Below are 22,591 nucleotides of genomic sequence, written 5' to 3'. Positions count from 1 at the left end.
GGATCAGGCCTTGGGCTTTTCCAGATCCATCAGCTTGCGCGCCACGCGCAGGTGAATCAGGCGCACCGCACCATCCATGGCCTCCCGCACCTCGGCACTCATGACGGCATAGCTGAGCGCATGGCCGCAGCCACGACAAAGCATCATATCTTCATCTTGCGGGAACTCGGGCCCCTCAATGTCCAGAGAGCAACATTTGGGACAGATCAGCAAGGGAGCCGGGTCGGACATGGAAGGCTTTCAGCAGCAAGGGGAACGATTCGGATTTTAGGCGGAACCAGCACCGTGTCAACCGCCTCGACACGGAAAGGCTGACGCCAGTCAAGACAACCCATTGTAATCGTTTCGTTTTTTCATTCTGTTGCAGCAACACATCACTCCCCGCCCAACAAACTTGCCTCACCGGATGATTATGTACATAATCAAAAAAACGCTGAAGGAGCAGTCAGATGACACAAGGCGGAAAACGCGAGGGAGCAGGACGCAAACCCCGCTTTGGCGCGGACAAGACGGTTGCCATGCGGGTGCCTGAGCCCCTCAAGCCCCTGCTGGACCAGTGGCTGAGCGATTATCGCGCACTGCGGACGCTGCAACGTAGCCAGGCGGAAGATTTTCGCACGCTCGGGCAAAGCCTGACGGCACTGTCCCTGCCGATGTTTGCCAGCCGCGTGCCAGCCGGCGCCCCCGTACCCGCAGATGATCTGCGCGAAGCCGACATCGACCTCAATACGCTGCTGGTCCGGCGCCCGGACACGACCTTCATGGTCACGGTCAAGGGAGAGTCCATGCGTGACGCCGCCATCCTGGATGGTGACATGCTACTGGTCGACAGCTCGATCGAGCCGCGCCATGGCAAGATCGTCGTCGCCGTCATCAATGGCGAGCTGACGGTCAAAAGACTGGAAAAAACCGCACAGGGCATCCGCCTGATGCCGGAAAACCCGGATTTTTCCCCCATTGAAGTGCCCGAAGATGCCAGCTTTTTCATCTGGGGCGTGGTGACCCGAGTCATCCACCAGGTGGATTAATCGTCAACGGACCGAGCCCCCCCGGCTCACCCGAACTGGAGCGCAACATGAACGTCAACGATCAACTCATCAAGATCAAATTCATGGACTGGCGTCGCCTGCCGCGCGCCTTCCGCAGCGTGGTCGCGGGCCAGCCGCAGGTACTGGTTTCGCGCACAGGAAAAAGCTTCTTCGTCCCGGTCGAATTCGTCTGACCCCCTCCCGCGTGCGGCCATGCCCCTGCGGCATACCGCACAGCGGAAGACCGCCATGACTCGCTGTCCGCCCCCGCCAAGCCATAGTAATTTTCAATAACAACCCCATTACGGCTGCCAAGCTGCACTGCAGCAAGTAAAATCCTATGGAATTTGCTCGATACCCGGCTGTCTAGCCATAAAAACCGGTCCTTCAGGACGCCATCGGCAAAATCCGGTTTTATCCCTTCTGCGGGATATTTGCCCTGAGCGACCGGCCACATGACAACCGGCAGACTGCGCCACCCATATGGATATTCGCATGACCGTCATCTCTCGTACCTTGCGCCAGGCCTTGCTGGCCGCCCTCCTCACCATGCCGGCCCTCAGCCAGGCCTCCACACAGAGCGACCTGATCGGCGCGCTGGATGCCTACCGGGCCAACGACCTGAGCCGCCTGCAACAATACGCCACCAGCATGGGGAACGACCCTCTGGCCATTTACCCAGCCTATTGGATCACCCTCAAGGCACTGGACAAAGACGACGACGATCAGATCAAGCGCTTTCTCGACCAGAATGGTCCGGGCATCCTGACGGAAAAAGTCCGCCGCGAGTGGTTGAAAAAACTCGGCCAGCGCGGCAACTGGGCGTTGTTTGCCAGCCAGTGGAGCAAGCTGCCGCCCGAAGGACGTGACGAGGAAACCCAGTGTTATGGCGATTTGCTGACGCTGCGCCAGGGCACGGCCCCCGCCAATCTGGACCGCTTCCTGGATGGCCGCCCCGCCCCGGAAGGCTGCACGACCCTGATCAACGCCGCAGCACAGCGCGGCCTGCTCAGCCAGGACTGGCTGTGGAAACGCCTGCGCCGACTGTTGACCGGCAATTACCTTACCCAGGCGCGTCAGCTGGCCGACAACAACAATCTGCCCTTCAATGCCACCCTGATCAACAGCCCGGGCAAGGTTGACCTCTCGACCAGACAGGGGCAGGAGATCATGCTGCTGTCGATCGAAAACAAGGCCCGCAACAACCCGCAGGATGCCGCCAGAGCGCTGAGCGCCGTTGAGGACAGCATCGGCAAATCGGCTGCCGGCTATGGCTGGGGCCAACTGGCGCTGCTGGCAGCCCGCAAGCTGCAGATGGACGACGCCCTGAACTGGTATGCCCGCGCAGATAGGCAGCAACTGAACAACGACCAATGGGAGTGGTGGGCCCGTGCCGCCCTGCGCCAGGGGCAGTGGGATCTCCTGCAAAATGTCATCCAGTCGATGCCGCCCGCGCTGAGCGCCAAACCAGCCTGGCAATACTGGCTGGCCCGCGCCCTGCGCACCCGCAATCAGCAAGGAGAGGCCAACGCCCTGCTGGCCCGTGCCAGCAACGATCGCGGCTATTACGGCCTGCTGGCTCAGGAAGAGCTTGGCAACAGCCTGAAGGCGCTGCCCGACCGCAGCACCCCCGGCGAGCAGGACAGTGCCCTGATGCGCCGCGATCCGGCCATCATCCGCGCCCTGGCCCTGTACGACATCGCCGAAAATGCCCGGCGCCCTGATCTGCGCAGCGAGGCCCAGAACGAGTGGCGCTGGGCCATGCGCGGCCGCAGCGACATGCAGCTGCTGGCCGCCTCCGAAATTGCCCGCAAGGTGGGTTTTTACGACATGGCCATCTACAGCGCGGAGCGGACCCAGACCCAGCATGACTTTTCCCTGCGCTACCTGACCCCCTTCAAGGAGATCACCCAGCGCTACGCCAAACAGATCGGCATCGATGACGCCTGGGTCTACGGTCTGATCCGCCAGGAAAGCCGCTTCATCACCATGGCCCGATCCGGCCCCGGCGCCACCGGGCTGATGCAGCTGATGCCGGCGACGGCACGCTGGGTTGCCAAGAAAATGGGCCTTTCCAACCAGCTGGCCATCAACGATATTGAAACCAATATCCAGCTTGGCACCTGGTACCTGAAATACGTACTGACCTCACTGTCCGGCAATCCGGTCCTGGCGACCGCCGGCTATAACGCCGGCCCGAACCGCGCCCGCGCCTGGCAGGCCAGCACGCCGATGGATGGCACCATCTATGCCGAGACCATTCCTTTCAGCGAAACGCGTGACTATGTGCAAAAAGTCATGGCCAACGCGGCTTACTACGGCAGCGCAATGAACAATGCAAACATCACGCTGAAAACCCGCATGGGCACCATCCCGGCCCGCGGCCAGTCCGGCAACGGCAGCGCCGACCAGAGCCCGGCTCAGGCCAGCCCGTCCCCGGAACTGACGCCATGAGGTTCCCGGCCCCGATTCAGGCCTATGTCGTCGGTGGTGCCGTGCGCGATCAGCTGCTCGGCCTGCCTGCCGGCGACCGTGACTGGGTGGTGGTCGGCGCCACGCCGGCGTGGATGCTCTCGCAGGGCTTTCGCCCGGTCGGCAAGGATTTCCCGGTATTCCTGCACCCGCAGACGCAGGAGGAATATGCCCTGGCACGCACCGAGCGCAAGACCGCACCGGGCTACCATGGCTTCACCTTCCATGCCGCCCCCGATGTTACGCTGGAGCAGGACCTGGCCCGGCGCGACCTGACCATTAACGCCATGGCCATGAGCCCGCAAGGCGAGCTGATCGATCCGTTCAACGGTCAGGCTGACCTGGCCGCCGGTCTGCTGCGCCATGTCAGCCCGGCCTTCGCCGAAGATCCAGTGCGAATATTGCGGGCAGCTCGCTTTGCCGCCCGCTTCAATTTCCAGCCGGCCGGCGAAACCCTGCAGCTCATGCGTGACATGACAGCCAATGGCGAAGTCGATGCCCTGGTGGCCGAACGCGTCTGGCAGGAGATGTCTCGCGCACTGATGACCGACACGCCCTCACGCTTCTTTGCCCTGCTGCGCCAGTGTGGCGCCCTGGCACGCATCATGCCGGAAGTCGATGCGCTGTTTGGCGTACCACAACCCCCGCAGCACCACCCAGAGGTCGATACCGGCATTCATGTAATGCAGGCGCTAGATTATGCGGCCCGTCAGGACATGCCGCTGGCCACCCGCTTTGCCGTCCTCTGCCATGATCTGGGCAAGGCGCTTACCCCGCGGGACATCCTGCCACGCCACATTGGCCACGAGTCACGTGGCGAACAGCCCTTGCTGAACTTGTGTGAGCGGCTGCGCATACCGGCCGAGTGCCGTGACCTGGCGCGCATCACCGTCCTGCAGCACACCAACGCCCACCGAGCCGGCGAACTGCGCGCCGCCACCGTGCTCAAGCTGTTCAAGGCTTGTGACGCCTTGCGCCGCCCCGAGCGCTTCCGTCAGATGCTGGATGCCTGCCTGGCCGACGCCCGCGGTCGTACCGGTTTCGACACTTGCGACTATCCGCAGGCAGACTGGCTGGCCGGCATGCTTGATGCCGCCCGGTCACTGAATGCCGGTGCCCTGGCCAGTCAGCTGACCGATAAAAGCCAACTGCCACAGCGCATTGATGAGGCCCGAATCGAACTCATCGAGCAATGGCGACGACAGCACCTGCCGGCATGAGTCATGATCCCCCGCGTCCTCGACACCGCCCGACTGATTCTGCGCGAATGGCAAGCGGAGGATCTGCCCGCCCTGCGCGTGCTGAATGCCGATCCGGTCGTCATGGCCCACTTCCCGGCCCCGCTCAGCGCCAGGCAGAGCGATGCCCTCGTCGAAAGACTGCAGCAGCGGATGATTCAGCAGGGGTGGGGATTCTGGGCGCTGGAGCGCAAGCGGGATGGCGAATGTCTGGGCTTCTGTGGTCTGAACCAGCCGGCCTGGCAAGCCCACTTCACACCATGCGTCGAGATCGGCTGGCGGCTGGCCCGGGCTCACTGGGGTAAAGGCTATGCACGAGAAGCCGCCCGCGCGGTCTTGCGCTACGGCTTCGATCAGTTGCAGCTCGCCGAGATCGTCGCCTTCACCGTACCGGCCAATCAGCGTTCCAGGGCCGTCATGCAGGCCATCGGGATGCAACGGGACGACACGGGCGATTTTCTCCATCCGCAGTTACCGGCAGACCACCCGCTGGCACCCCATGTACTCTACCGGCTGAATGCCGCGAGCTGGCGGACTCAGGCCGGCGAGAGCTGACGAACCCGTTCAAACAGACAGAGTGTGGCCGCCATGGCCACATTCAGCGACTCGGCATACCCAGGCATCGGAATGCGCACCCGGGCATCCGCCGCATCATGCAAGTCCGCCGACACCCCTGCACCTTCATTGCCGAACACGAAGGCCACATTGCCGGAGAGGTCCTGCTGATACAGCGAACGATCCCCGGCCAGACTGGTCACCAGGCGCACCCCGTCGAACTGCTGCAGCACCGACAGCAAATCCGCCTGTTCATGCAGCGACAGATAGAAGTGCGCCCCCATGCCGGCACGCAAGACCTTGGGCGCATACACGTCAACACAACCGGCACTGAGAAATACCTCGGTCACGCCGGCTGCGGCGGCCGAGCGCAGGATGGTGCCCATATTGCCCGGATCCTGGATATCTTCCAGCAACAAGCAGGATCGGCCCGTGATGACGGGTGGCACCGGTCGCTGGCAGATAGCCAGCAGCTCGGGCGCACTGGTCAGCGCAGTCACGCGCGCAAACAAGCCCTCATCCAGCTCGAAAACGGCAACACCGGCAGGCAGGCGCTGCAGCAAGGCCAGCACCTCAGCCTTGCCCAAAGCCTGGCGATTGACGAACAACTGCGTGCAGACCACCCCGGCGGCCAGCGCGGTCTGCACCAGATGAATCCCCTCCGCCACCAGCAAGCCTTGCTTGCGGCGCTCACGGGCATGCTCAATCAGGCGCACCAGCTGTTTGAGGGTATCGTTCTGGGCAGAGGAAATGACTTTGATGGACGGCTGCATGTCAGGCATGGCGGCCTGTGAGCGCCGCCACCAACTCCTTGAAACGTTGATAGACCGAGGCGTCGAGATGAATCTGCTCGTCACCGTAGTCAACGAAGAACACCCCGACCAGCTGATGGCCGGAGAACACCGTCATGGCGGCAAACTCGCCGCCGGGATGCATGCGGAAAAACTCGTCCGGATAGCTGGCAGCCAGCTTGGCTCGTGCCCCCTCGGGCGCATGAAAGCTCTGCGGCTTACTGCTCAGCACGGCAAAAAACGAGCCCGGCTCCAGTGTCACGGCATGGTTACGCAAGGGATGATCCGCCGCCAGGCCGACCTGATAGCGCAGCTTCAGACAATGCGCATCGTTGTCGTAACGCAGGAACATCACATGGCGCAAGCGCAGATCCTGCGCCAGATGACGCACGGTATCGCGCAAGGCGACATCCAGCTCGCCCTCCTCGTCATGCGGCGCAATGGCATGCATTTCCGGCTGATGGAACTCACCGGGCAGCATCATGAATTCGCGCAGCGGATAGCTATAAGACGGCGCTCGTGGTGAGCGGGCCACATGCAGGCAGGCGTAGGGCACCACGCTGTAGGCCACATTGGCACTGACACCGATCAGCCGGGCCGCAGCCTCCACCCCGGCCCACCACTGGGAACGCCAGGCGCCCTGCACCAGACCATTGGCCGTGGCGACCGCCAGCCGCAACAGTTGCTTGCGCCGCGACACACCGCCATCGGTGGCGATGATATTCAGCAGCCCCATCGGCAAGGGAATGGTCTTGACGAACTGTTCGAGCACTTTCGGGTAATCCATGCCGAACACTTCAGACACTTCCTGCAACAGCGGGCGCTCCGCCGTGCGATTGCTGTAAAGCAGATAGAAGCAGGCAGGCAGGTTATAAATCAGCGCACCGATGTAGCAATCTTCCACCTTGTGCTCGCCGGCCAGCGACAGCCAGTCCTTGGCGATGATGGCAGCAACCCGACCATGCGCCAGCCACAGACCAATGTCCTCCACCACGCCAGGATGCAGACGTCCGGTCACCGGCTCCAGCACCGTGAGCGAATTAAAACGACTAACCACCGGCTCCAGGCCGATCAGCATCATCGCCTGTTCAATGGAGGGCATGCTTTCATTGCGTTGCAGGGCGCGAGAGCCGCCGACAACACGAATCAGGTCGAACAGCAGCAAGGGATCGGAAAGCGTCAGGTTGGCCAGATCAGAAAAATTGATCAGATCACTATGGCGCGCACATGCCTGGCGCAGGTCCGCCATCGTACCCGGCAAGATCGGCCAGCGCCGGGCGGCAATCGAATTGAGCCAACTATTCAGTTCCATGCGCGGCCCGCCACAACAACAAGGACTGTTGCAAACGCCCGGACAGCGGCAAGCGCTGTTCCGGCTCGACACCTGGCACGGCGAAGGTATTGCTGATCAACATGGCCCCCGGTCTGGCTTGCATTTGAAATTTGTCCCATACCCTTTTCATCGGTGCCGGCGAGAGAAACACATAGACGGAATCGTAGTCTTGCCAGTTGACCCGCCAGAAATCCGACAACGCCACACGCACATTGGCCGGACGGCCGGCCCGCAGCCAGCGCAACCTCGCCAGACAGAAGCTGCCCCAGGCATTCTCCAGGGCATGCACCTGCAGATCCGGTCGCAGACTGGCCAGACGCAAGGCCAGCCGGGCATCGCCCGCCCCGGCTTCCAGCACCACGCCCTGCTCGGGCAACACCGCGGCCAGCTGCTGTGCCACTTCCTCGCTCGACCGATACAGCGGCACCCTGGCCAGCCAGGCATTGCGACCGAAGGCCAGGGTCAACAAAAAGGCCAGCATGAACAGCCAGGCCGGCAGGCCAGACTGACTGACCAGCACCGCCAGCGGCAACGGCAGGCCCTGCAACAGCACCGCCACACCCCGACTGCGACAAACGCGCGCCAGCAGGCAGGCAAACACACTGGCCAGCAACGCCCAGCGCCAGACATGCGCCAGGGGGGCCACAAAATACCAGGCCAGCAAGGCAGCCAGCAACTGAATCGCCAGGGCGCGCAACAGCCGCCACAGGGCGGAAGCAATCAGTGCAATTCTCCCTGCGGCTGCGAAGCCGCATCGATCGGACCGATCGGCTCATTATTGAGTGCCGGTTTGACCCCGTCATTCAGGATGGTCTGCTCGGCGTCTTTATTCAGTACCACGATGGTGATACGCCGGTTCTCGGCGGCAAACACATTGCCGTGAATCAGCGGGTCCGCATCAGCCAGTCCGACCACCCGCAGCACCTTGTCCGACCCCAGGCCCCCGGCCACCAGCTCACGGCGGGCGGCATTGGCCCGGTCGGCGGACAGCTCCCAGTTGCTGTAGCCACCGAGGCCACCGCTATATGGCGTCGAGTCGGTATGACCGGAAATGCTCAGATGGTTGGGCAATTGATTCAAATCCTTGGCCAGGGCCTGCAGCAAGGCACTGGTCGCTGGCAGCATGGTTGAGCTGCCGGAGGCGAACATCGGCCGGTTCTGGTCATCGACAATCTGGATGCGCAGCCCCTCAGGCGTCATCTCCAGCTTGAGCTGGTTCTTGTAGGCCTTGAGCTGCACACTGGCTTCGATGGTTTGCTGGATTTTCTTCTGCAGCTGGGTCAGCTGGGCCTTCTCCTTGGCCGGGTCCGACTGGGGGCTTTTCTTCACCTGACCGGACTTGCGCGTCAGATCGGTACCGCCACCCTTGACCAGCGCCGTCGCATCGCCGGTTCCCTGCCCGCCGGACAAGGCCACCTTGAGCGGGGTCTTGAAGTACTCGGCAATCCCGTCCAGCGTGCCCTGCGACACGGAGCCCAACAACCACATCAGCAGGAAGAACGCCATCATGGCCGTCACAAAGTCGGCATAGGCAATCTTCCAGGCACCCCCGTGATGGCCGTGGCCACCCTTCTTGATGCGTTTGACGATAATGGGCCGTTGCGATTCATCTGCCATGACGGACCTCTTTTAGCGATTCTTGGCCTGTTTGACGTGATCTTCCAGTTCCTTGAAGGACGGACGATCATGCGAAGACAGCGCCTTGCGACCGAACTCCACCGCCACCTGCGGCGCATAGCCGTTCAGACTGGCCAGAATGGTGACCTTGATGGTCTGGAATACCCGGGTACCGTCGGCGAGACGATGTTCGAGAATCGTCCCCAGCGGGCCGACGAAGCCATAGGAAAGCAAAATCCCGAGGAAGGTCCCCACCAGCGCGTGGGCAATCAGCAGACCCAGCTCGGCCGGCGGAATCCCCACCGATTCCATGGTGTGCACCACCCCCATCACCGCGGCCACAATACCGAAGGCCGGCATCCCGTCGGCAATGGCCTTGACGGCCGAAACCGGGATCTCGCCCTCGTGGTGATGGGTTTCGATTTCCACATCCATCAGGTTTTCAATTTCAAAGGCATTCAGATTGCCGCCCACCATCAGGCGCAGATAATCACAAATAAATTCAACGACATGATGATCTTTTGCGACGATTGGATATTTACTGAAAACCGGGCTGGCTTCGGGGTTGTCGACATCGTTTTCAATCGACATCAGGCCTTCCTTGCGCACCTTGGCAAGAATCTCATAGAGCATGGCAAACAGCTCCATGTAGAAGGCCTTGTTGTAGGGTGAGCCCTTGAAGACCTGAGGAAAGGCCTTGAGGGTGGCCTTCATCGCCGGACCGCCGTTGGCCACCACAAAGGCACCACCGGCCGCACCGCCGATCATCATGAGTTCAATGGGCTGGATCAGTGCCGCAAGATGCCCGCCAGCCATGACAAAGCCACCGAGCGTGGAAAGAAGGATCACCACATAGCCGATACCGACAAACATGCGTCACTGCCCCATAGTTTTAGTAGACGGTCAAGCCATTTTAATGACTATCTATTTTTATTTTTAACTAAAATAGCGGATTTGATTATACCAAATCCGCTATTGAAGGCGCAAAGCAGAAATCAGATATAACTAACTATACCTTAGTCAAAGTCATTCAATTAAAAAAGCACCTCTTTTTCGAAAGTCTCGACGCAACGCGCGGCCACAGACAGCATCTTGTCGATTTCTTCCTTGGTGATCACCAGTGGCGGCGCCGACACAATATGATCACCGCATGCGCGCATGATCAGGTTGTTGCGGAAGAAAATGTCGCGGCACTTCATACCCATGTTGCCCCAGTCCGGGAACAGTTCACGCTTGCTGCGATCCTTGACCAGCGTAAAGGCCTGGATCAGCCCGACACCGCGGATATCGTCAACATGCTCGAAATTGCCGAAAGTCTCGCGCCAGCGCTTCTGCATATACGGACCGGTTTCATTCTTGACGCGCTCGATGATGCCTTCGTCGCGCAAGGCACGCACATTCGCCTGGGCCACGGCCGCCGCGACCGGATGACCGGAGTAAGTAAAGCCGTGATTGAAATCGCCACCGGCCAGCAGCCCCTCGGCCACGCGATCACCGACAAACACCGCACCAATCGGCAGATAGCCCGAGGACAAGCCCTTGGCCGTGGTGAAAATATCCGGACGGAAACCCAGCAACTGGTGACCGAACCATTCGCCGGTACGGCCAAAACCACAGATCACCTCATCCGCCACCAGCAGGACATCGTACTTGCGGCAAATACGCTCCACTTCCGGCCAGTAGGTCGACGGCGGAATGATCACCCCGCCCGCCCCCTGGATCGGCTCACCAACAAAGGCGGCCACCTTGTCGGCACCGATCTCCAGAATCTTGTCCTCGACCCAGCGGGCGGCCTGCAGACCAAACTCTTCCGGCGTCATGTCCTTGCCATGCTTGTACCACCAGGGTTGCTCGACATGCGCAATGCCGGGAATCGGCAGATCGCCCTGCTCGTGCATATAGCTCATGCCACCCAGGCTGGCCCCGCCAATGGTCGAGCCGTGATAACCGTTCCAGCGACCGATCAGGGTCTTCTTCTGCGGCTTGCCCTGGGTGTCCCAGTAATGACGCACCATGCGCATCATGGTATCCACCGACTCCGAACCGGAGTTGGTATAGAACACATGACTGTAACCGGCCGGCGTCACCTCATTCAGCAGCGAGGACAATTCCACCACAGCCGGATGAGTGGTCTTGAAAAAGGTGTTGTAGTAGGCCAGCTCTTCCATCTGCTTCTTGGCGACTTCCGGCAGATCCTTGCGGCCATAACCGATGTTCACACACCACAGACCGGCCATGCCGTCCATGATTTTGTTGCCTTCCGAATCCCACAGATAAATACCGTCAGCGTGGGTGATGACGCGCGCACCCTGCTGATTGAGCGACTGCATGTCGGAAAACGGATGCAGGTGGTGGGCGGCGTCCTGTTGACGCAGGGTTTCGGTATTGTGCTGCTTCATCTGGTTTCTCCTGTTGATTCCCCTGCAGCCGGCGCGGGCCGGCTGCGCTCACGGCGTTGCGTTTCAGCCTTATACGTGCAACAGCAGGAACTTGCGCTCCCACGGACTGATCACGCGGAAATACTCCGAAAACTCCTTTTCTTTCAGGGCGACGTACATGCGCACAAAACGCGGCCCCAGCACCTCGGCCAGCTCCGGACACTCGCGCAGCTTGGCCAGCGCCTCCTCGGAGCCATGCGGGAACTGGAACGGCAGCTCGTAGGCATCACTCTGGCAAGGCTCTGAAGCCGGAATCTTGTTGATCATGCCGAGATAGCCGCAGGCCAGCGTGGCCGCCATGGCAATATAGGGATTGGCATCCACGCCCGGCACGCGGTTCTCCACGCGACGCGCCTGCGGCGAAGAATGCGGCACACGGAAGGCTACCGTCCGGTTGTCATAGCCCCACTGCACATTGGTCGGTGCGGCGGTATAGCGCGACAGGCGGCGGAAGGAATTCACAAACGGCGCAAACAGCGGCATGGCATGCGGCAGATAGGTCTGCAGGCCACCGATGAAGTGGAAGAAGTGCTCCGACGGCGAGCCATCTTCATTGGTGAAAATGTTCTTGCCGGTCGACCGGTTGATGATGCTCTGATGGATATGCATCGCACTGCCGGGTTCATTCTCCATCGGCTTGGCCATGAAGGTGGCGTACATATTGTGGCGGAAGGCCGCCTCGCGTACCGTGCGCTTGAACAGGAACACCTGATCGGCCAGCGCCACGGCATTGCCGTGCAGGAAGTTGATTTCCATCTGGGCGGTGCCGATCTCGTGAATCAGCGTATCCACCTCCAGCCCCTGTGCGTGGCAGAAGTCGTAGATATCCTCGAACAGCGGGTCAAACTCGTTGACGGCGTCGATCGAGTAAGAGCGCCGGCCGAACTCGGCACGGCCGGTACGCCCGACCGGCGGCGCCAGCGGAATGTCCGGATCCGGATTGGGCGACAGCAGATAAAACTCCATCTCCGGGGCCACGACCGGCTCCCAGTCGTGCTGGTCGTAGAGTGACAGCACACGCTTGAGCACATTGCGCGGCGAGACATCCACCGGCGTGCCGTCGGAGCGGGTGCATTCGTAAATCATCTGGGCGGTCGGATCGGCGGCCCAGGGCACAAAGCGCAGCGAACTCTCGTCCGGATACAGCACCATGTCCGGGTCCGTCACATCCAGGTAGCTGTCATCGGGATAATCACCCGTCACGGTCTGAATCAGTACCGCCTCGGGCAAGCGCATTTCCGGATCGCTGATAAATTTGTCACGCGGCACGATCTTGCCACGCGCCACGCCGGTCATGTCCGGCAAGATACACTCGACTTCGGTGATGTGGTGCTCGCGCATCCACTCGATGATCTCGTTGTTCATACAGAATCCCTCTATTTCAGTTGTCGGCCGTTAAAACGGCTCTGAAGACGCGCCGCTCAGCGGCTGCGTTGGGCACGGCGGGCGCGGCAGGCATCGCCGAACGCCTTGAAAATCGCCATGGAAACCGGATTGTCGGCAAACTTCCACTCGGGGTGCCACTGCACGGCCATCGCAAAGGCCCGCGCTTCGGGCACGCTGAAGGCCTCGACCAGGCCATCATCGGACAGGGCCTCGGCACGCAGGGACGGGCCGAGACGACGCACCCCCTGACCATGCAGGGAATTCACCTGGGCCTCCGCCACCGACAGCCATTGCCGGAACAGACTGTCCTGCGGGAAATGAACGGCATGCGCCGGCGCATACTTCACCGCCATGTCGTCGACCTCCGGTTCGCGATGATCGCGAAAACCGGGCTGCTCATGCACATACTGGAACAGCTCGCCGCCCAGGGCGACGTTCATTTCCTGGAAGCCACGGCAGATACCCAGTACGGGAATGCCGCGTTCGATCAGATGGGGAATCAGGGGCAGCGTGGTAGCGTCACGCGCCGGATCAGTGGGATTGCCGGGACGGCTGGGTTCGCCGTTGTAGTGATGGGGTTCAATATTGGATGGCGAGCCGGGAAGCAGCACGCCGTCGACCAGATCCAGAATCGCCTCGCGATGGGCAGGGTCCCCCATCGCCGGAATCAGGATGGGGACCCCCCCCGCACCGCCCGCCGCGGCGGCGATATATTTATCGCCGACCGCGTGGAACGGCAGCAGGCCGATCATCTTGTTATCACAAGGAATACCGATAATCGCTTGCTGCATGCCTACCTCTTTATCAGGAAGACGCCTTGATGGCCTCGATCGGATCAACGTACTGATAACCCAGATCCTTGGCAACCGCTTGGTAAGTCACCTTGCCACGGCAGATGTTCAGACCGTTGCGCAGATGAACGTTGTCGAGCAAGGCACCCGCCCAGCCCTTGTTGGCCAGTTCCAGCGCAAACGGCAAGGTGGCATTGGACAGCGCCAGCGTCGAGGTACGCGCCACACCGCCCGGCATATTGGCCACACAGTAGTGAACCACACCGTCGACCACATAGATCGGCTCCTGATGCGTCGTGGCATGACTGGTCTCGAAGCAACCACCCTGGTCAATCGCCACATCCACCAGCACGGCACCCGGCAACATCTTCTTCAGCATCGGACGGGTCACCAGCTTCGGCGCCAGTGCGCCCGGCACCAGCACGGCACCGACCACCAGATCAGCTGCTTCACATTGTTCTTCGATGTTCGAGGTATTGGATACCAGGGTCTTGATGCGACCCTCGAAGATCATGTCGATTTCTTTCAGACGATTCAGCGACTTGTCCAGAATCGTGACATCGGCACCCATGCCCATGGCCATGCGAGCCGCGTTGAGGCCCACGACACCACCACCGATGACCACCACCTTGGCCGGTGCCACGCCCGGCACACCGCCCATCAGCACACCACGGCCGCCCTGAGCCTTTTCCAGCGCATGCGCGCCGGCCTGGATCGCCATGCGACCAGCCACTTCGGACATCGGCGCCAGCAGCGGCAGGCCGCCACGGTCATCGGTCACCGTTTCATAGGCCACGGCAATCGCGCCCGACTCGATCAGCAGACGGGTCTGCTCGGGATCCGGTGCCAGGTGCAGGTAGGTAAACAGAATCTGGCCCGGACGCAGCATGCGGCATTCCACCGGCTGCGGCTCCTTGACCTTGATGATCATCTCAGCCTGATCGAAGACAGCCTTGGCGCTCGGCGCAATCGACGCACCAGCGGCAATGTATTGCTCATCGGTAAAGCCGATCGCCAGGCCGGCCTGGGTTTCGACCAGTACCTTGTGGCCGTGGGCGATCATTTCACGGGCACCGGACGGCGTCAGACCAACGCGATACTCGTGATTCTTAATCTCCTTCGGAACGCCGATTAACATACTTCTCTCCTGTGATTGATGTCTGGGTTCGGTATTGAGCGCAGGGCCTGCCGGGCATGAATCAGGCCACGGGACAGCCGTTTAATAAAATTTACATGCCACTTGCTGTCTGATACTGATTTTGACTATAAAATCTGCGTATTGCAAAGGACTATCGATTTTGCATTGCAGCAAGCTACCACGATTGCATCAACCAGCACATCACGGTAACGTCTAAAATTATTAACATCAACACACCAATGAAAAACCGCCCGGCTTCAGCCACACAACCCCAGCACGGGCAGGCACAAGACGAGGAAGCACAATGGATGTAGGCGCACGCCTGAGAATGGTACGAGACCGCTACGGACTCTCGCAGCGGGAGCTGGCAAAACGCGCAGGCGTGACCAACGGCACCATCTCCCTGATCGAGCAAAACCGGGTCAGCCCCTCGATCAGCTCGCTGAAAAAGGTGCTGGAGGGACTGCCGATGACCCTGGCAGACTTCTTTACCTTCGACGCCGAACCCCAAACCCCGAAAGTCTTCTACCAGGCCGACGAACTGCCCAACCTGGGCAACGATCAGATCCGCTTTCTGCTGGTAGGCACGGCGCATGATCATCGCGACATCGCCATCCTGCGCGAACATTACGAACCCGGCGCCGATACCGGCCCGGATATGCTGATGCACGAAGGCCAGGAGGGTGGCGTGGTCATCAGCGGACAAATTGAAGTGACGGTCAACGGCGAAAGCCGCACCCTCGGACCGGGAGATGCCTACTACTTCGACAGCCGCCTGCCCCATCGCTTCCGCAATGTGGGCGAAGGCATCTGCGAGGTCGTCAGCGCCAGCTCGCCCCCCACATTCTGACCAAACCGCCCTGAAACCGGCAGTGTCCGGCCCGCCAGCGGCAATGGCAACACAACGACAAAGGAGATGGAGATGGGTCTTTCCCATGCAGACTGGCAAGCCCGAGCCGCAAACCTGCGGATCGAAGGCCGCGCATTCATCAATGGCGCCTATCAGGACGCCCATGATGGCAAACGCTTTCCCGCCATCAATCCGGCAACCGGCGCCAGCCTGGGCGACATCGCCTGGTGCGGCCAGGCCGAGGTCGACAATGCCGTTGCCGCAGCGCGCATGGCTTTTGACCATGGCGACTGGGCCCATCTGGCGCCACGCGAGCGCGCGCGCATTCTCAAACGCTTCGCCGGGCTGATGCGCCAGCACCTGGAAGAGCTGGCCCTGCTGGAAACCCTGGATGCCGGCAAGCCGATCGGCGACACCCTGAGTGTCGACGTCCCCGGCGCCGCCTACTGCACCGAGTGGTTTGCCGAGGCCATCGACAAGGTCGGCGGCGAGCTCGCACCGGTCGACCCCAGCCTGGTCGGCCTGGTCAGCCGTGAAGCGATTGGCGTGGTGGCAGCCATCGTGCCATGGAACTTCCCGATCCTGATGGCCAGCTGGAAATTCGGCCCGGCGCTGGCTGCCGGCAACGCCGTCATCCTCAAGCCTTCAGAAAAATCACCGTTGACGGCCATTCGTCTTGGCCAGCTGGCCAAGGAAGCCGGCATCCCCGACGGCATCTTTCAGGTACTGCCGGGGGCGGGCGATGTCGGCAAGCTGCTGGCCCTGCACCTGGACGTTGACTGCGTCGCCTTTACCGGCTCGACCGCGGTCGGCAAGCTGATTGCCGGTTATGCCGCCCAATCCAACCTCAAGCGTGTCTGGCTGGAACTGGGCGGCAAGAGTCCGAACATCATCCTCAAGGACTGCAAGGACATCAGCGCCGCCGCCCGGGCCGCGGCCGGCGCCATCTTCTACAACATGGGTGAAATGTGTACCGCCGGCTCACGGGTACTGGTACAACGCGAGATCCGTGACACCTTCCTCGCCGAGCTGAAAAAAGCCGCCGCACGCTACACCCCGGGCGACCCGCTCGACCCTGACACCCGCATGGGCGCCATCGTCGACCGCATCCAGTACGACAAAGTGCTGTCCTACATCGACAAGGGCCAGAGCGAGGGCGCCAAACTGCTCAATGGCGGACGCGCCGCCAACCTGCACCCCCAGGGCCTGTTCATCGAGCCGACCATTTTTGACTGCGAGCGCCCTGACCTGACCATCTGCCGCGAAGAGATTTTCGGACCAGTGCTGTCGGTGATCACCTTCGACACCATCGACCAGGCTGTCCACATCGCCAATGACACTGAATATGGTCTGGCTGCTGCCGTGTGGACGGCCGATCTGAGCACCGCCCACCAGGTGTCGCGCCGCCTGCGCGCCGGCACAGTCTGGGTCAACTGCTACGACGAAGGCGGGGACATGAACTTCCCGTTCGGCGGCTTCAAACAATCCGGCAACGGCCGCGACAAGTCGCTGCACGCACTGGAAAAATACACCGAGCTGAAGAGCACATTGATCAAGCTGTGATTTAGCTGCAAAAACGCAAAACGCCATGCAAAATTGCATGGCGTTTTTTTAATTTGCCAGTTTATATCACTACATTTTCGACCAAATGATAGTCGATATCACTATATGATGTTTGAAATTCTAAACACCATTCCCCGGCCTTGCGCCCATCACCCTGATGCCATGAACGTCGCATATTTGCCACACCCCTCACCCAGCACCCGCTGCGTACCGACAAAACAAATTAATGCTCACGTGAGCAAATAAAAAGCCGGGAATCACCCGGCCAGATAAAACACGATGCGGCAGAGGCGCCTCACCCCGCTTCGACCACCTGCAGGCGCGTCTGGACACGAGCACGCGACTTCAGCTCATTGCACTGCGGACAAAACCAGTTACTGGCACCACAGGCCTGCAGCCGCTCCAGCTCGGCACCACAATCCAGGCACCGTCCCTGCACGCGGAAAGCCTGTGCACAGCTCGGGCAGCGCCACTGCCGCCCTTCCGGCAGCAACTCGGTCTGATCAACGGGACAGACTTTTTCCATGGCATTTCTCCATCAACGATTGCGCATGAAATCTGCCGTGTCATAAAACGCGGCCAGCAACTTTTCTTTCAGCGCCTCTTCCACAATCAGTTCACTGACTGCCTGGCGCATACAGAACATCCACTGATCGCGCGCGGCTTCATCCACGGCAAAGGGCAGGTGGCGCATGCGCAGCCGCGGGTGGCCGAAGGCCTCGACATACAGCTGCGGCCCGCCCAGCCAGCCGGAAAGAAACATGAACAGTTTCTGGCGCGAACCGGACAAGTCCGCCGGATGCATGGCCCGCAGGGCAGCCACTGCAGGCTCCTGGTCCATGATGTCGTAGAAGCGGTCACACAACCAGCGCACCACCCCCTCGCCCCCCAGCAACTGATAAGGCGTCATGAGCTGAACATCCTGCATGCCACCCCCGCCTCAGCTGCGCAGCAGCGCCAGATACTTGTCGTCTTCGCCGTCGAAGATCTCTTCACCGGCCGCATCCAGGGCATCCCGCAAACATTCGCGCGCTTCTTCCAGTTGCCCCTGCTCGAATAGCACCTGTCCCATGCGCAAATCGATATAGGCATTGCCCAGACCGCCCGGACAGGTCAGCGCATAGTCCAGCTCGGCCTCCGCCTCGGCAAAACGACCGGCAAAGAAATGGACGTCGGCCATGGAAATCTTGATCCAGGTCGCGGCCTCCCAGGCACGCTGCGGATCGGGCAACAAGGCCCAGGCCCTGGCATACTCGTCCAGCGCCAGCGCCAGTTCATCCGTTTCGGTGAAATGATCACCCTGGGTACAGTGTTGCTCGATGGCCTGGTAAACCTTGGCGTCAAGCCGAATATCCGATGACATGTTCATTCCTGTCTGTGCAATCTCTACAATCCCGCCATGATACGCGAGCCACCATCAAAAAGGCGCCGGACCTTGGAACGCGTCAGGCGCCCAGCCCCGGCAGCACGGCACTCAGACGCACCAGATCGAGATGTGCCTCCAGCGAATCTGCCAGCCGGTCAATGTGCTGCTGGCGCAGAGCCGGGTAATCGATGACTTCAGCCCTCGCCAGGCCCGCCCAATCCAGCAGGGACTGCAAAGCCTGCGGGTGATCGAACAGTCCATGCAAATACGTGGCCATGATCTGCCCGTCTTGCGACATCGCCCCGTCGCATTTGTCCGCCAGCAGCACCGCAGGCCGGTCCAGTGCCGGACCTTGCGTCACCCCCATGTGAATCTCGTAACCGGTGACCGAGGCCCCGCTGCCCGCCAGTACCCCTTCCACCCGGGTCAGACATTTCTCGGCTGCCAGCGTGGTTTCCATGTCCAGCAAACCCAGCCCCGGGCAACTGCCCGGGGCCCCCTCCAGCCCGAGCGGATCATGAATCTGCCCGCCGAGCATCTGATACCCGCCGCAAATGCCGATCAATTTACCGCCATAGCGCAGATGACGCCGGATCGCAGGCGCCCAGCCATGCTGGTGCAGCCAGGCCAGATCATCGCGCACGCTCTTGCTGCCCGGCAGGATCATCAGATCGGCCGGCGGCACCGGCTGCCCCGGCCCCACCAGGGTCAGTTCAACCTGGGGATGCAGACGCAAGGGGTCAAAATCAGTGTGATTGCTGATGCGCGGATAGACCGGTGCCACCACGCGCAGGACCGCACGCCCGGTACCGGCTTCGGCCGAGCCTTTCTGGCTGATGCTGTCCTCGGCCTCGATATGCAAGCCCATCAGATAGGGCAAGACCCCGAGCACCGGCTTGCCGGTCTTCTGCACCAGCCAGTCTAGCCCCGGCTGCAGCAGAGCGATGTCACCGCGAAAGCGATTGATGACAAACCCCACCACCCGCTGGCGCTCGCTGGGCGACAGCAATTCGAGCGTACCGACCAGATGGGCAAACACCCCGCCGCGATCAATGTCCGCCACCAGCAACACCGGGCAATCGACCGCCTCGGCAAAGCCCATATTGGCAATATCGCCCTCGCGCAGATTGATCTCTGCCGGGCTGCCGGCCCCTTCCACCACCACGCACTGATACTGTTCGGCCAGCCGGTGAAACGACGCCAGCACCGCCTCACGGGCCTTGGGCTTGTAGGCGTGATAGGGCACGGCATCCATATTGCCGATCGAACGCCCCTGGATGATGACCTGTGATCCCATATTGCTGTTCGGCTTGAGCAAGACCGGGTTCATATCGGTATGCGGCTCAATGCCACACGCCAGGGCCTGCACCGCCTGCGAGCGTCCGATTTCGCCGCCATCCACGGTCACGGCACTATTGAGCGCCATATTTTGCGGCTTGAATGGCGCAACGCGGACACCGCGCCGGGCCAGCAGACGGCACAGCCCGGCGGCCAGCGTACTCTTGCCGGCGTCCGAGGTGGTGCCCTGGATCATCAGGGTTTTTGCAGACATGATTTGATCTCCGGACGCGCATTTTTCTTGCACTCGTCCTAGAATGGCGACTTTTTCCATGACCCATTCGGGTCGCAAGAGCCGAATTATATAGGCCGACAAAGTGATCAACGCCAGTTTTCTTTTGCTTGCCCTGCTGCTCGACCGCCTGCTGGCCGAACCGCGCCGCTACCATCCTCTGGTTGGATTCGGCCGCCTGACGCAAGGCGTAGAAGCCATGTTCTACCCGCGCCACCCCGACACCGAACCGGCATGGCGCATGCGCCTGCGCGGGCTCTGCGGCATTAGCCTGCTGTTGCTGCCCCTGACACTGCTGGCCTGGGCCCTCGCCCGTCTGCCGCTGCTGGGCAACGCCGTCGCCGTGCTGTTGCTGTACCTGGCCATTGGCGCACAAAGCCTGGCACAGCACGCCGAAGCGGTGGCCAGTGCGCTGGAGCAGCACGATTTGCCGCTGGCACGCCAGCGGGTCGGCATGATCGTCAGCCGCCAGACCGACGAGCTGACAGAAAGCCAGATTGCGCGCGCCACGGTCGAATCCGTCCTGGAAAACGGCGGTGACGCCGTGTTTTCCGCACTGTTCTGGTTTCTGCTGGCCGGCGCCCCCGGCGTGGTGCTCTACCGGCTGGCCAACACGCTGGACGCCATGTGGGGCTATCGCAATCAGCGCTACCAGTACTTCGGCTGGGCCGCGGCACGCTTCGATGACCTGCTGAACCTGATTCCGGCGCGACTGACCGCGCTGACCTATGTCCTGCTGGGCAACACCCGTGTCGGCTGGCGCTGCTGGATGGCACAGGCCTCGACCTGGTACAGCCCGAATGCCGGGCCGGTCATGGCCGCCGGCGCCGGCGCCCTGAATCTCTCGCTGGGCGGCGCGGCGGTATACCACGGCAAGATCAAGGCGCGCCCCGCCCTCGGCGCCGGGCGCGAGCCAGAAATGGCCGACATCCGCCGCGCCGTCGCCCTGGTCCGGCGCGGCATGTGGGCCTGGGGACTGCTGGGACTGCTGGCCGCATTGTGCTGGGGAGGCTGGCATGCTTAAGCACGGAGGGGGACTGCGCGCCGCCGCGCGACAATACGGTATCGCCCTGGAAGACTGGGTCGACCTCTCGACCGGCCTCAACCCGCATGGCTGGCCTGTTCCGGCCATCGAGGCCAGTAGCTGGCAGCGCCTGCCGGAGCTGGACGACGGTCTGGAGCAAGCCGCCAGTGACTTCTACGCGGCGCCACAACCACTGGCCGTGGCCGGCTCGCAAGCCGCCATCCAGACCCTGCCGCGCCTGCGCCCGCCCTGCCGGGTCGGCATGCTGACACTGACCTACGCAGAACACCCGTACGCCTGGCAAAAGCAGGGACACCATGTTCTGCGCCTGGCACCGGAAGACATTGATGCCGCGCTGCCGCAAGTGGACGTGCTGCAGCTGTGCACCCCCAACAATCCGACCGGCTGGCTGCCCGAGCCGGCCCAACTGCGCGAATGGCATGCGCGCCTGCGTCAACGCGACGGCTGGCTGGTGCTGGATGAAACCTTCCTCGACGTCACACCGGAACGCAGCCTGCTGCCGCTGGCTGGCCAGCCCGGCCTGATCATCCTGCGCTCCATCGGCAAATTCTTTGGCCTGGCCGGCGCGCGCGCCGGCTTTGTTTTTGCCTGGCCAGCGCTGATCGAGGCACTGCAGGACGAGCTCGGCCCCTGGACCCTGGCCGGCCCGGCGCGCCAGGCCGTCAGAATGGCCTTGCAGGACCGGGCCTGGCAGGCGGCCATGCGCCAGCGCCTGCCGGCCGAAAGTGACCGGCTGGCCACGCTGCTGCGCCGGCATGGCCTGGCGCCAGGCGGGTCCACGCCGCTATTCCAGTGGGTGTGCCATCCGCAAGCGGCCATGCTGCATCGGCAATTGGCCAGCCAGGGCATCCTCACCCGCTTATTCGACGCGCCGCCAAGCCTGCGTTTCGGTCTGCCAGCGCAAGAAAGTGACTGGGCGCGACTGGATCAGGCGCTGGCCAGCCTCAGCCTGGTCAAAAGCTAACGCCGGCGGCACAGGCAATCGTTTGCCTGTGCCGCCGGAGGATACTCCCCCCTCCTATCCCGACCTAAGTCAAACTTTGTTCATTTTTTTACCAAAGTTACCCATTCATCACGTAATATTCGCCCTTTACATGACGGTGCCCGTGTTGCAACGGGTGAAACGGGAATGCGGTTCAATGCCGCAGCTGCCCCCGCAACTGTAAGCGAAGAGTCTGAATCCACTGCCACCGGGCATCCGACCGGGAAGGCGATTCAAGGCGATGACGCGCGAGCCAGGAGACCGGCCGTCAGACTTGTCGACGTGAGCTAGAACCAGTCGGGGTGTACTGGTGGACAAGCATGCAGACCGGACCATTCTCCCCAGACTGCTGCCCTCGCTCTCGACGACACAACGTCATCCGAGGGCGCCGATGCACCGCTACCATTTCCTGTCCGTCCATGCTGCCG

Annotated in this window: 23 protein-coding genes and 1 riboswitch; of the genes, 9 read left to right on the top strand and 14 right to left on the bottom strand. The window is 61.7% G+C overall.

All coding sequences use genetic code 11. The features are described 5' to 3' along the window. Positions 1 to 3 precede the first annotated feature (3 nt). Positions 4 to 147 (bottom strand): hypothetical protein, encoded by a 144-nt coding sequence (locus tag AACH39_RS02570; RefSeq protein WP_215782586.1) that lies wholly within the window; start codon positions 145 to 147, stop codon positions 4 to 6. A gap of 302 nt (positions 148 to 449) precedes the next feature. On the opposite strand from AACH39_RS02570, the gene umuD reads away from it, so the two are divergent. From umuD to AACH39_RS02545, 5 genes are all read left to right on the top strand, one after another. Beyond that, the gene (gene umuD, locus AACH39_RS02565; RefSeq protein WP_215782587.1) at positions 450 to 1,028 is read left to right on the top strand and encodes a translesion error-prone DNA polymerase V autoproteolytic subunit; all 579 of its coding nucleotides are present in this window, start codon (positions 450 to 452) and stop codon (positions 1,026 to 1,028) included. A 47-nt stretch (positions 1,029 to 1,075) separates the two neighbouring features. Continuing rightward, the gene (locus AACH39_RS02560; protein ID WP_215782588.1) at positions 1,076 to 1,222 is read left to right on the top strand and encodes a hypothetical protein; all 147 of its coding nucleotides are present in this window, start codon (positions 1,076 to 1,078) and stop codon (positions 1,220 to 1,222) included. 301 nt (positions 1,223 to 1,523) lie between these two features. After that, complete coding sequence (locus AACH39_RS02555; RefSeq protein WP_215782589.1) at positions 1,524 to 3,482, top strand: lytic transglycosylase domain-containing protein; 1,959 nt, start codon at positions 1,524 to 1,526, stop codon at positions 3,480 to 3,482. Between the two features lie 14 nt (positions 3,483 to 3,496). Beyond that, on the top strand, positions 3,497 to 4,720 hold the full coding sequence (locus AACH39_RS02550; protein WP_338621265.1) for a multifunctional CCA addition/repair protein: 1,224 nt from the start codon (positions 3,497 to 3,499) through the stop codon (positions 4,718 to 4,720). 3 nt (positions 4,721 to 4,723) lie between these two features. Beyond that, entirely contained in the window at positions 4,724 to 5,293 is a 570-nt protein-coding gene (locus AACH39_RS02545; protein WP_338620815.1) for a GNAT family N-acetyltransferase, read from the top strand. Here the strand turns inward: AACH39_RS02545 and AACH39_RS02540 are convergent. The 9 genes from AACH39_RS02540 to ald form a co-directional block, all read right to left on the bottom strand. After that, the gene (locus AACH39_RS02540; protein ID WP_338620814.1) at positions 5,275 to 6,066 is read right to left on the bottom strand and encodes an RNA methyltransferase; all 792 of its coding nucleotides are present in this window, start codon (positions 6,064 to 6,066) and stop codon (positions 5,275 to 5,277) included. The genes AACH39_RS02545 and AACH39_RS02540 overlap by 19 nt on opposite strands. A 1-nt stretch (position 6,067) precedes the next feature. Beyond that, a complete protein-coding gene (locus tag AACH39_RS02535; RefSeq protein ID WP_215782591.1) occupies positions 6,068 to 7,396 on the bottom strand; it encodes an HDOD domain-containing protein in 1,329 nt (442 codons plus the stop codon). Next, the gene (locus AACH39_RS02530; RefSeq protein WP_252346217.1) at positions 7,383 to 8,114 is read right to left on the bottom strand and encodes a class I SAM-dependent methyltransferase; all 732 of its coding nucleotides are present in this window, start codon (positions 8,112 to 8,114) and stop codon (positions 7,383 to 7,385) included. Before AACH39_RS02530 ends, AACH39_RS02535 begins: the two co-directional genes overlap by 14 nt. Positions 8,115 to 8,137: 23 nt before the next feature. Then, entirely contained in the window at positions 8,138 to 9,034 is an 897-nt protein-coding gene (gene motB / locus AACH39_RS02525) for a flagellar motor protein MotB (RefSeq protein WP_215782592.1), read from the bottom strand. A gap of 12 nt (positions 9,035 to 9,046) precedes the next feature. Further along, positions 9,047 to 9,907 (bottom strand): flagellar motor stator protein MotA, encoded by an 861-nt coding sequence (gene motA / locus AACH39_RS02520; RefSeq protein WP_215782593.1) that lies wholly within the window; start codon positions 9,905 to 9,907, stop codon positions 9,047 to 9,049. Positions 9,908 to 10,068: 161 nt separating this feature from the next. Continuing rightward, on the bottom strand, positions 10,069 to 11,433 hold the full coding sequence (locus tag AACH39_RS02515) for an aspartate aminotransferase family protein (RefSeq protein WP_215782594.1): 1,365 nt from the start codon (positions 11,431 to 11,433) through the stop codon (positions 10,069 to 10,071). 69 nt (positions 11,434 to 11,502) lie between these two features. Further along, positions 11,503 to 12,837 carry a glutamine synthetase family protein gene (locus AACH39_RS02510; protein ID WP_215782595.1) on the bottom strand — a complete coding sequence of 445 codons (1,335 nt, stop codon included), beginning with the start codon at positions 12,835 to 12,837 and terminating at the stop codon, positions 11,503 to 11,505. Between the two features lie 56 nt (positions 12,838 to 12,893). Next, positions 12,894 to 13,649: a gamma-glutamyl-gamma-aminobutyrate hydrolase family protein gene (locus AACH39_RS02505; protein WP_215782596.1), complete on the bottom strand. Its 756-nt coding sequence runs from the start codon at positions 13,647 to 13,649 to the stop codon at positions 12,894 to 12,896. 13 nt (positions 13,650 to 13,662) lie between these two features. Beyond that, positions 13,663 to 14,787, bottom strand: coding sequence for an alanine dehydrogenase (gene ald / locus AACH39_RS02500; RefSeq protein WP_215782597.1), 1,125 nt, complete (start codon positions 14,785 to 14,787; stop codon positions 13,663 to 13,665). A 304-nt stretch (positions 14,788 to 15,091) separates the two neighbouring features. Here ald and AACH39_RS02495 point away from each other — a divergent pair, with 304 nt between their 5' ends. Together AACH39_RS02495 and AACH39_RS02490 are read left to right on the top strand one after the other, a co-directional pair. Next, entirely contained in the window at positions 15,092 to 15,637 is a 546-nt protein-coding gene (locus tag AACH39_RS02495) for a cupin domain-containing protein (RefSeq protein ID WP_215782598.1), read from the top strand. 72 nt (positions 15,638 to 15,709) lie between these two features. Beyond that, positions 15,710 to 17,200, top strand: a complete 1,491-nt coding sequence (locus tag AACH39_RS02490; RefSeq protein WP_215782599.1) for an aldehyde dehydrogenase — start codon at positions 15,710 to 15,712, stop codon at positions 17,198 to 17,200. A gap of 295 nt (positions 17,201 to 17,495) precedes the next feature. Here AACH39_RS02490 and AACH39_RS02485 read toward each other — a convergent pair whose 3' ends face one another. The 4 genes from AACH39_RS02485 to AACH39_RS02470 all read right to left on the bottom strand — a co-directional run bounded on the left by AACH39_RS02485 (position 17,496) and on the right by AACH39_RS02470 (position 20,118). After that, a complete protein-coding gene (locus AACH39_RS02485) occupies positions 17,496 to 17,726 on the bottom strand; it encodes a zinc ribbon domain-containing protein (protein ID WP_215782600.1) in 231 nt (76 codons plus the stop codon). A 12-nt stretch (positions 17,727 to 17,738) separates the two neighbouring features. Then, a complete protein-coding gene (locus AACH39_RS02480) occupies positions 17,739 to 18,110 on the bottom strand; it encodes a group II truncated hemoglobin (protein ID WP_252346218.1) in 372 nt (123 codons plus the stop codon). Between the two features lie 30 nt (positions 18,111 to 18,140). After that, positions 18,141 to 18,563, bottom strand: a complete 423-nt coding sequence (locus AACH39_RS02475) for a tetratricopeptide repeat protein (protein ID WP_338620813.1) — start codon at positions 18,561 to 18,563, stop codon at positions 18,141 to 18,143. Between the two features lie 82 nt (positions 18,564 to 18,645). Then, positions 18,646 to 20,118, bottom strand: a complete 1,473-nt coding sequence (locus AACH39_RS02470; protein ID WP_215782603.1) for a cobyric acid synthase — start codon at positions 20,116 to 20,118, stop codon at positions 18,646 to 18,648. 103 nt (positions 20,119 to 20,221) lie between these two features. On the opposite strand from AACH39_RS02470, the gene cbiB reads away from it, so the two are divergent. Beyond that, the gene (gene cbiB, locus AACH39_RS02465) at positions 20,222 to 21,160 is read left to right on the top strand and encodes an adenosylcobinamide-phosphate synthase CbiB (RefSeq protein ID WP_215782604.1); all 939 of its coding nucleotides are present in this window, start codon (positions 20,222 to 20,224) and stop codon (positions 21,158 to 21,160) included. After that, positions 21,153 to 22,145, top strand: coding sequence for a threonine-phosphate decarboxylase CobD (gene cobD, locus AACH39_RS02460; protein ID WP_338620812.1), 993 nt, complete (start codon positions 21,153 to 21,155; stop codon positions 22,143 to 22,145). Before cbiB ends, cobD begins: the two co-directional genes overlap by 8 nt. Positions 22,146 to 22,262: 117 nt before the next feature. Then, positions 22,263 to 22,448, top strand: a riboswitch (cobalamin riboswitch). The last annotated feature ends 143 nt before the right edge of the window (positions 22,449 to 22,591 follow it).

The organism is Paludibacterium flexuosum (genome assembly GCF_037076605.1).
GTDB lineage: Bacteria > Pseudomonadota > Gammaproteobacteria > Burkholderiales > Chromobacteriaceae > Paludibacterium.
This window is presented reverse-complemented; position numbering and strand designations above follow the sequence as displayed.

Excerpts from the sequence above, each read along its gene's own strand:
- AACH39_RS02535 (WP_215782591.1), bottom strand. The coding sequence starts at position 7,396 with ATGGAACTGAATAGTTGGCTCAATTCGATTGCCGCCCGGCGCTGGCCG.
- motA (WP_215782593.1), bottom strand. The coding sequence starts at position 9,907 with ATGTTTGTCGGTATCGGCTATGTGGTGATCCTTCTTTCCACGCTCGGT.
- cobD (WP_338620812.1), top strand. The coding sequence starts at position 21,153 with ATGCTTAAGCACGGAGGGGGACTGCGCGCCGCCGCGCGACAATACGGT.
- AACH39_RS02480 (WP_252346218.1), bottom strand. The coding sequence starts at position 18,110 with ATGACGCCTTATCAGTTGCTGGGGGGCGAGGGGGTGGTGCGCTGGTTG.
- AACH39_RS02560 (WP_215782588.1), top strand. The coding sequence starts at position 1,076 with ATGAACGTCAACGATCAACTCATCAAGATCAAATTCATGGACTGGCGT.
- AACH39_RS02485 (WP_215782600.1), bottom strand. The coding sequence starts at position 17,726 with ATGGAAAAAGTCTGTCCCGTTGATCAGACCGAGTTGCTGCCGGAAGGG.
- AACH39_RS02470 (WP_215782603.1), bottom strand. The coding sequence starts at position 20,118 with ATGTCTGCAAAAACCCTGATGATCCAGGGCACCACCTCGGACGCCGGC.
- AACH39_RS02545 (WP_338620815.1), top strand. The coding sequence starts at position 4,724 with ATGATCCCCCGCGTCCTCGACACCGCCCGACTGATTCTGCGCGAATGG.
- umuD (WP_215782587.1), top strand. The coding sequence starts at position 450 with ATGACACAAGGCGGAAAACGCGAGGGAGCAGGACGCAAACCCCGCTTT.
- AACH39_RS02505 (WP_215782596.1), bottom strand. The coding sequence starts at position 13,649 with ATGCAGCAAGCGATTATCGGTATTCCTTGTGATAACAAGATGATCGGC.
- AACH39_RS02490 (WP_215782599.1), top strand. The coding sequence starts at position 15,710 with ATGGGTCTTTCCCATGCAGACTGGCAAGCCCGAGCCGCAAACCTGCGG.
- AACH39_RS02515 (WP_215782594.1), bottom strand. The coding sequence starts at position 11,433 with ATGAAGCAGCACAATACCGAAACCCTGCGTCAACAGGACGCCGCCCAC.
- AACH39_RS02555 (WP_215782589.1), top strand. The coding sequence starts at position 1,524 with ATGACCGTCATCTCTCGTACCTTGCGCCAGGCCTTGCTGGCCGCCCTC.
- AACH39_RS02475 (WP_338620813.1), bottom strand. The coding sequence starts at position 18,563 with ATGTCATCGGATATTCGGCTTGACGCCAAGGTTTACCAGGCCATCGAG.
- AACH39_RS02495 (WP_215782598.1), top strand. The coding sequence starts at position 15,092 with ATGGATGTAGGCGCACGCCTGAGAATGGTACGAGACCGCTACGGACTC.
- AACH39_RS02570 (WP_215782586.1), bottom strand. The coding sequence starts at position 147 with ATGATGCTTTGTCGTGGCTGCGGCCATGCGCTCAGCTATGCCGTCATG.
- AACH39_RS02510 (WP_215782595.1), bottom strand. The coding sequence starts at position 12,837 with ATGAACAACGAGATCATCGAGTGGATGCGCGAGCACCACATCACCGAA.
- AACH39_RS02540 (WP_338620814.1), bottom strand. The coding sequence starts at position 6,066 with ATGCAGCCGTCCATCAAAGTCATTTCCTCTGCCCAGAACGATACCCTC.
- motB (WP_215782592.1), bottom strand. The coding sequence starts at position 9,034 with ATGGCAGATGAATCGCAACGGCCCATTATCGTCAAACGCATCAAGAAG.
- ald (WP_215782597.1), bottom strand. The coding sequence starts at position 14,787 with ATGTTAATCGGCGTTCCGAAGGAGATTAAGAATCACGAGTATCGCGTT.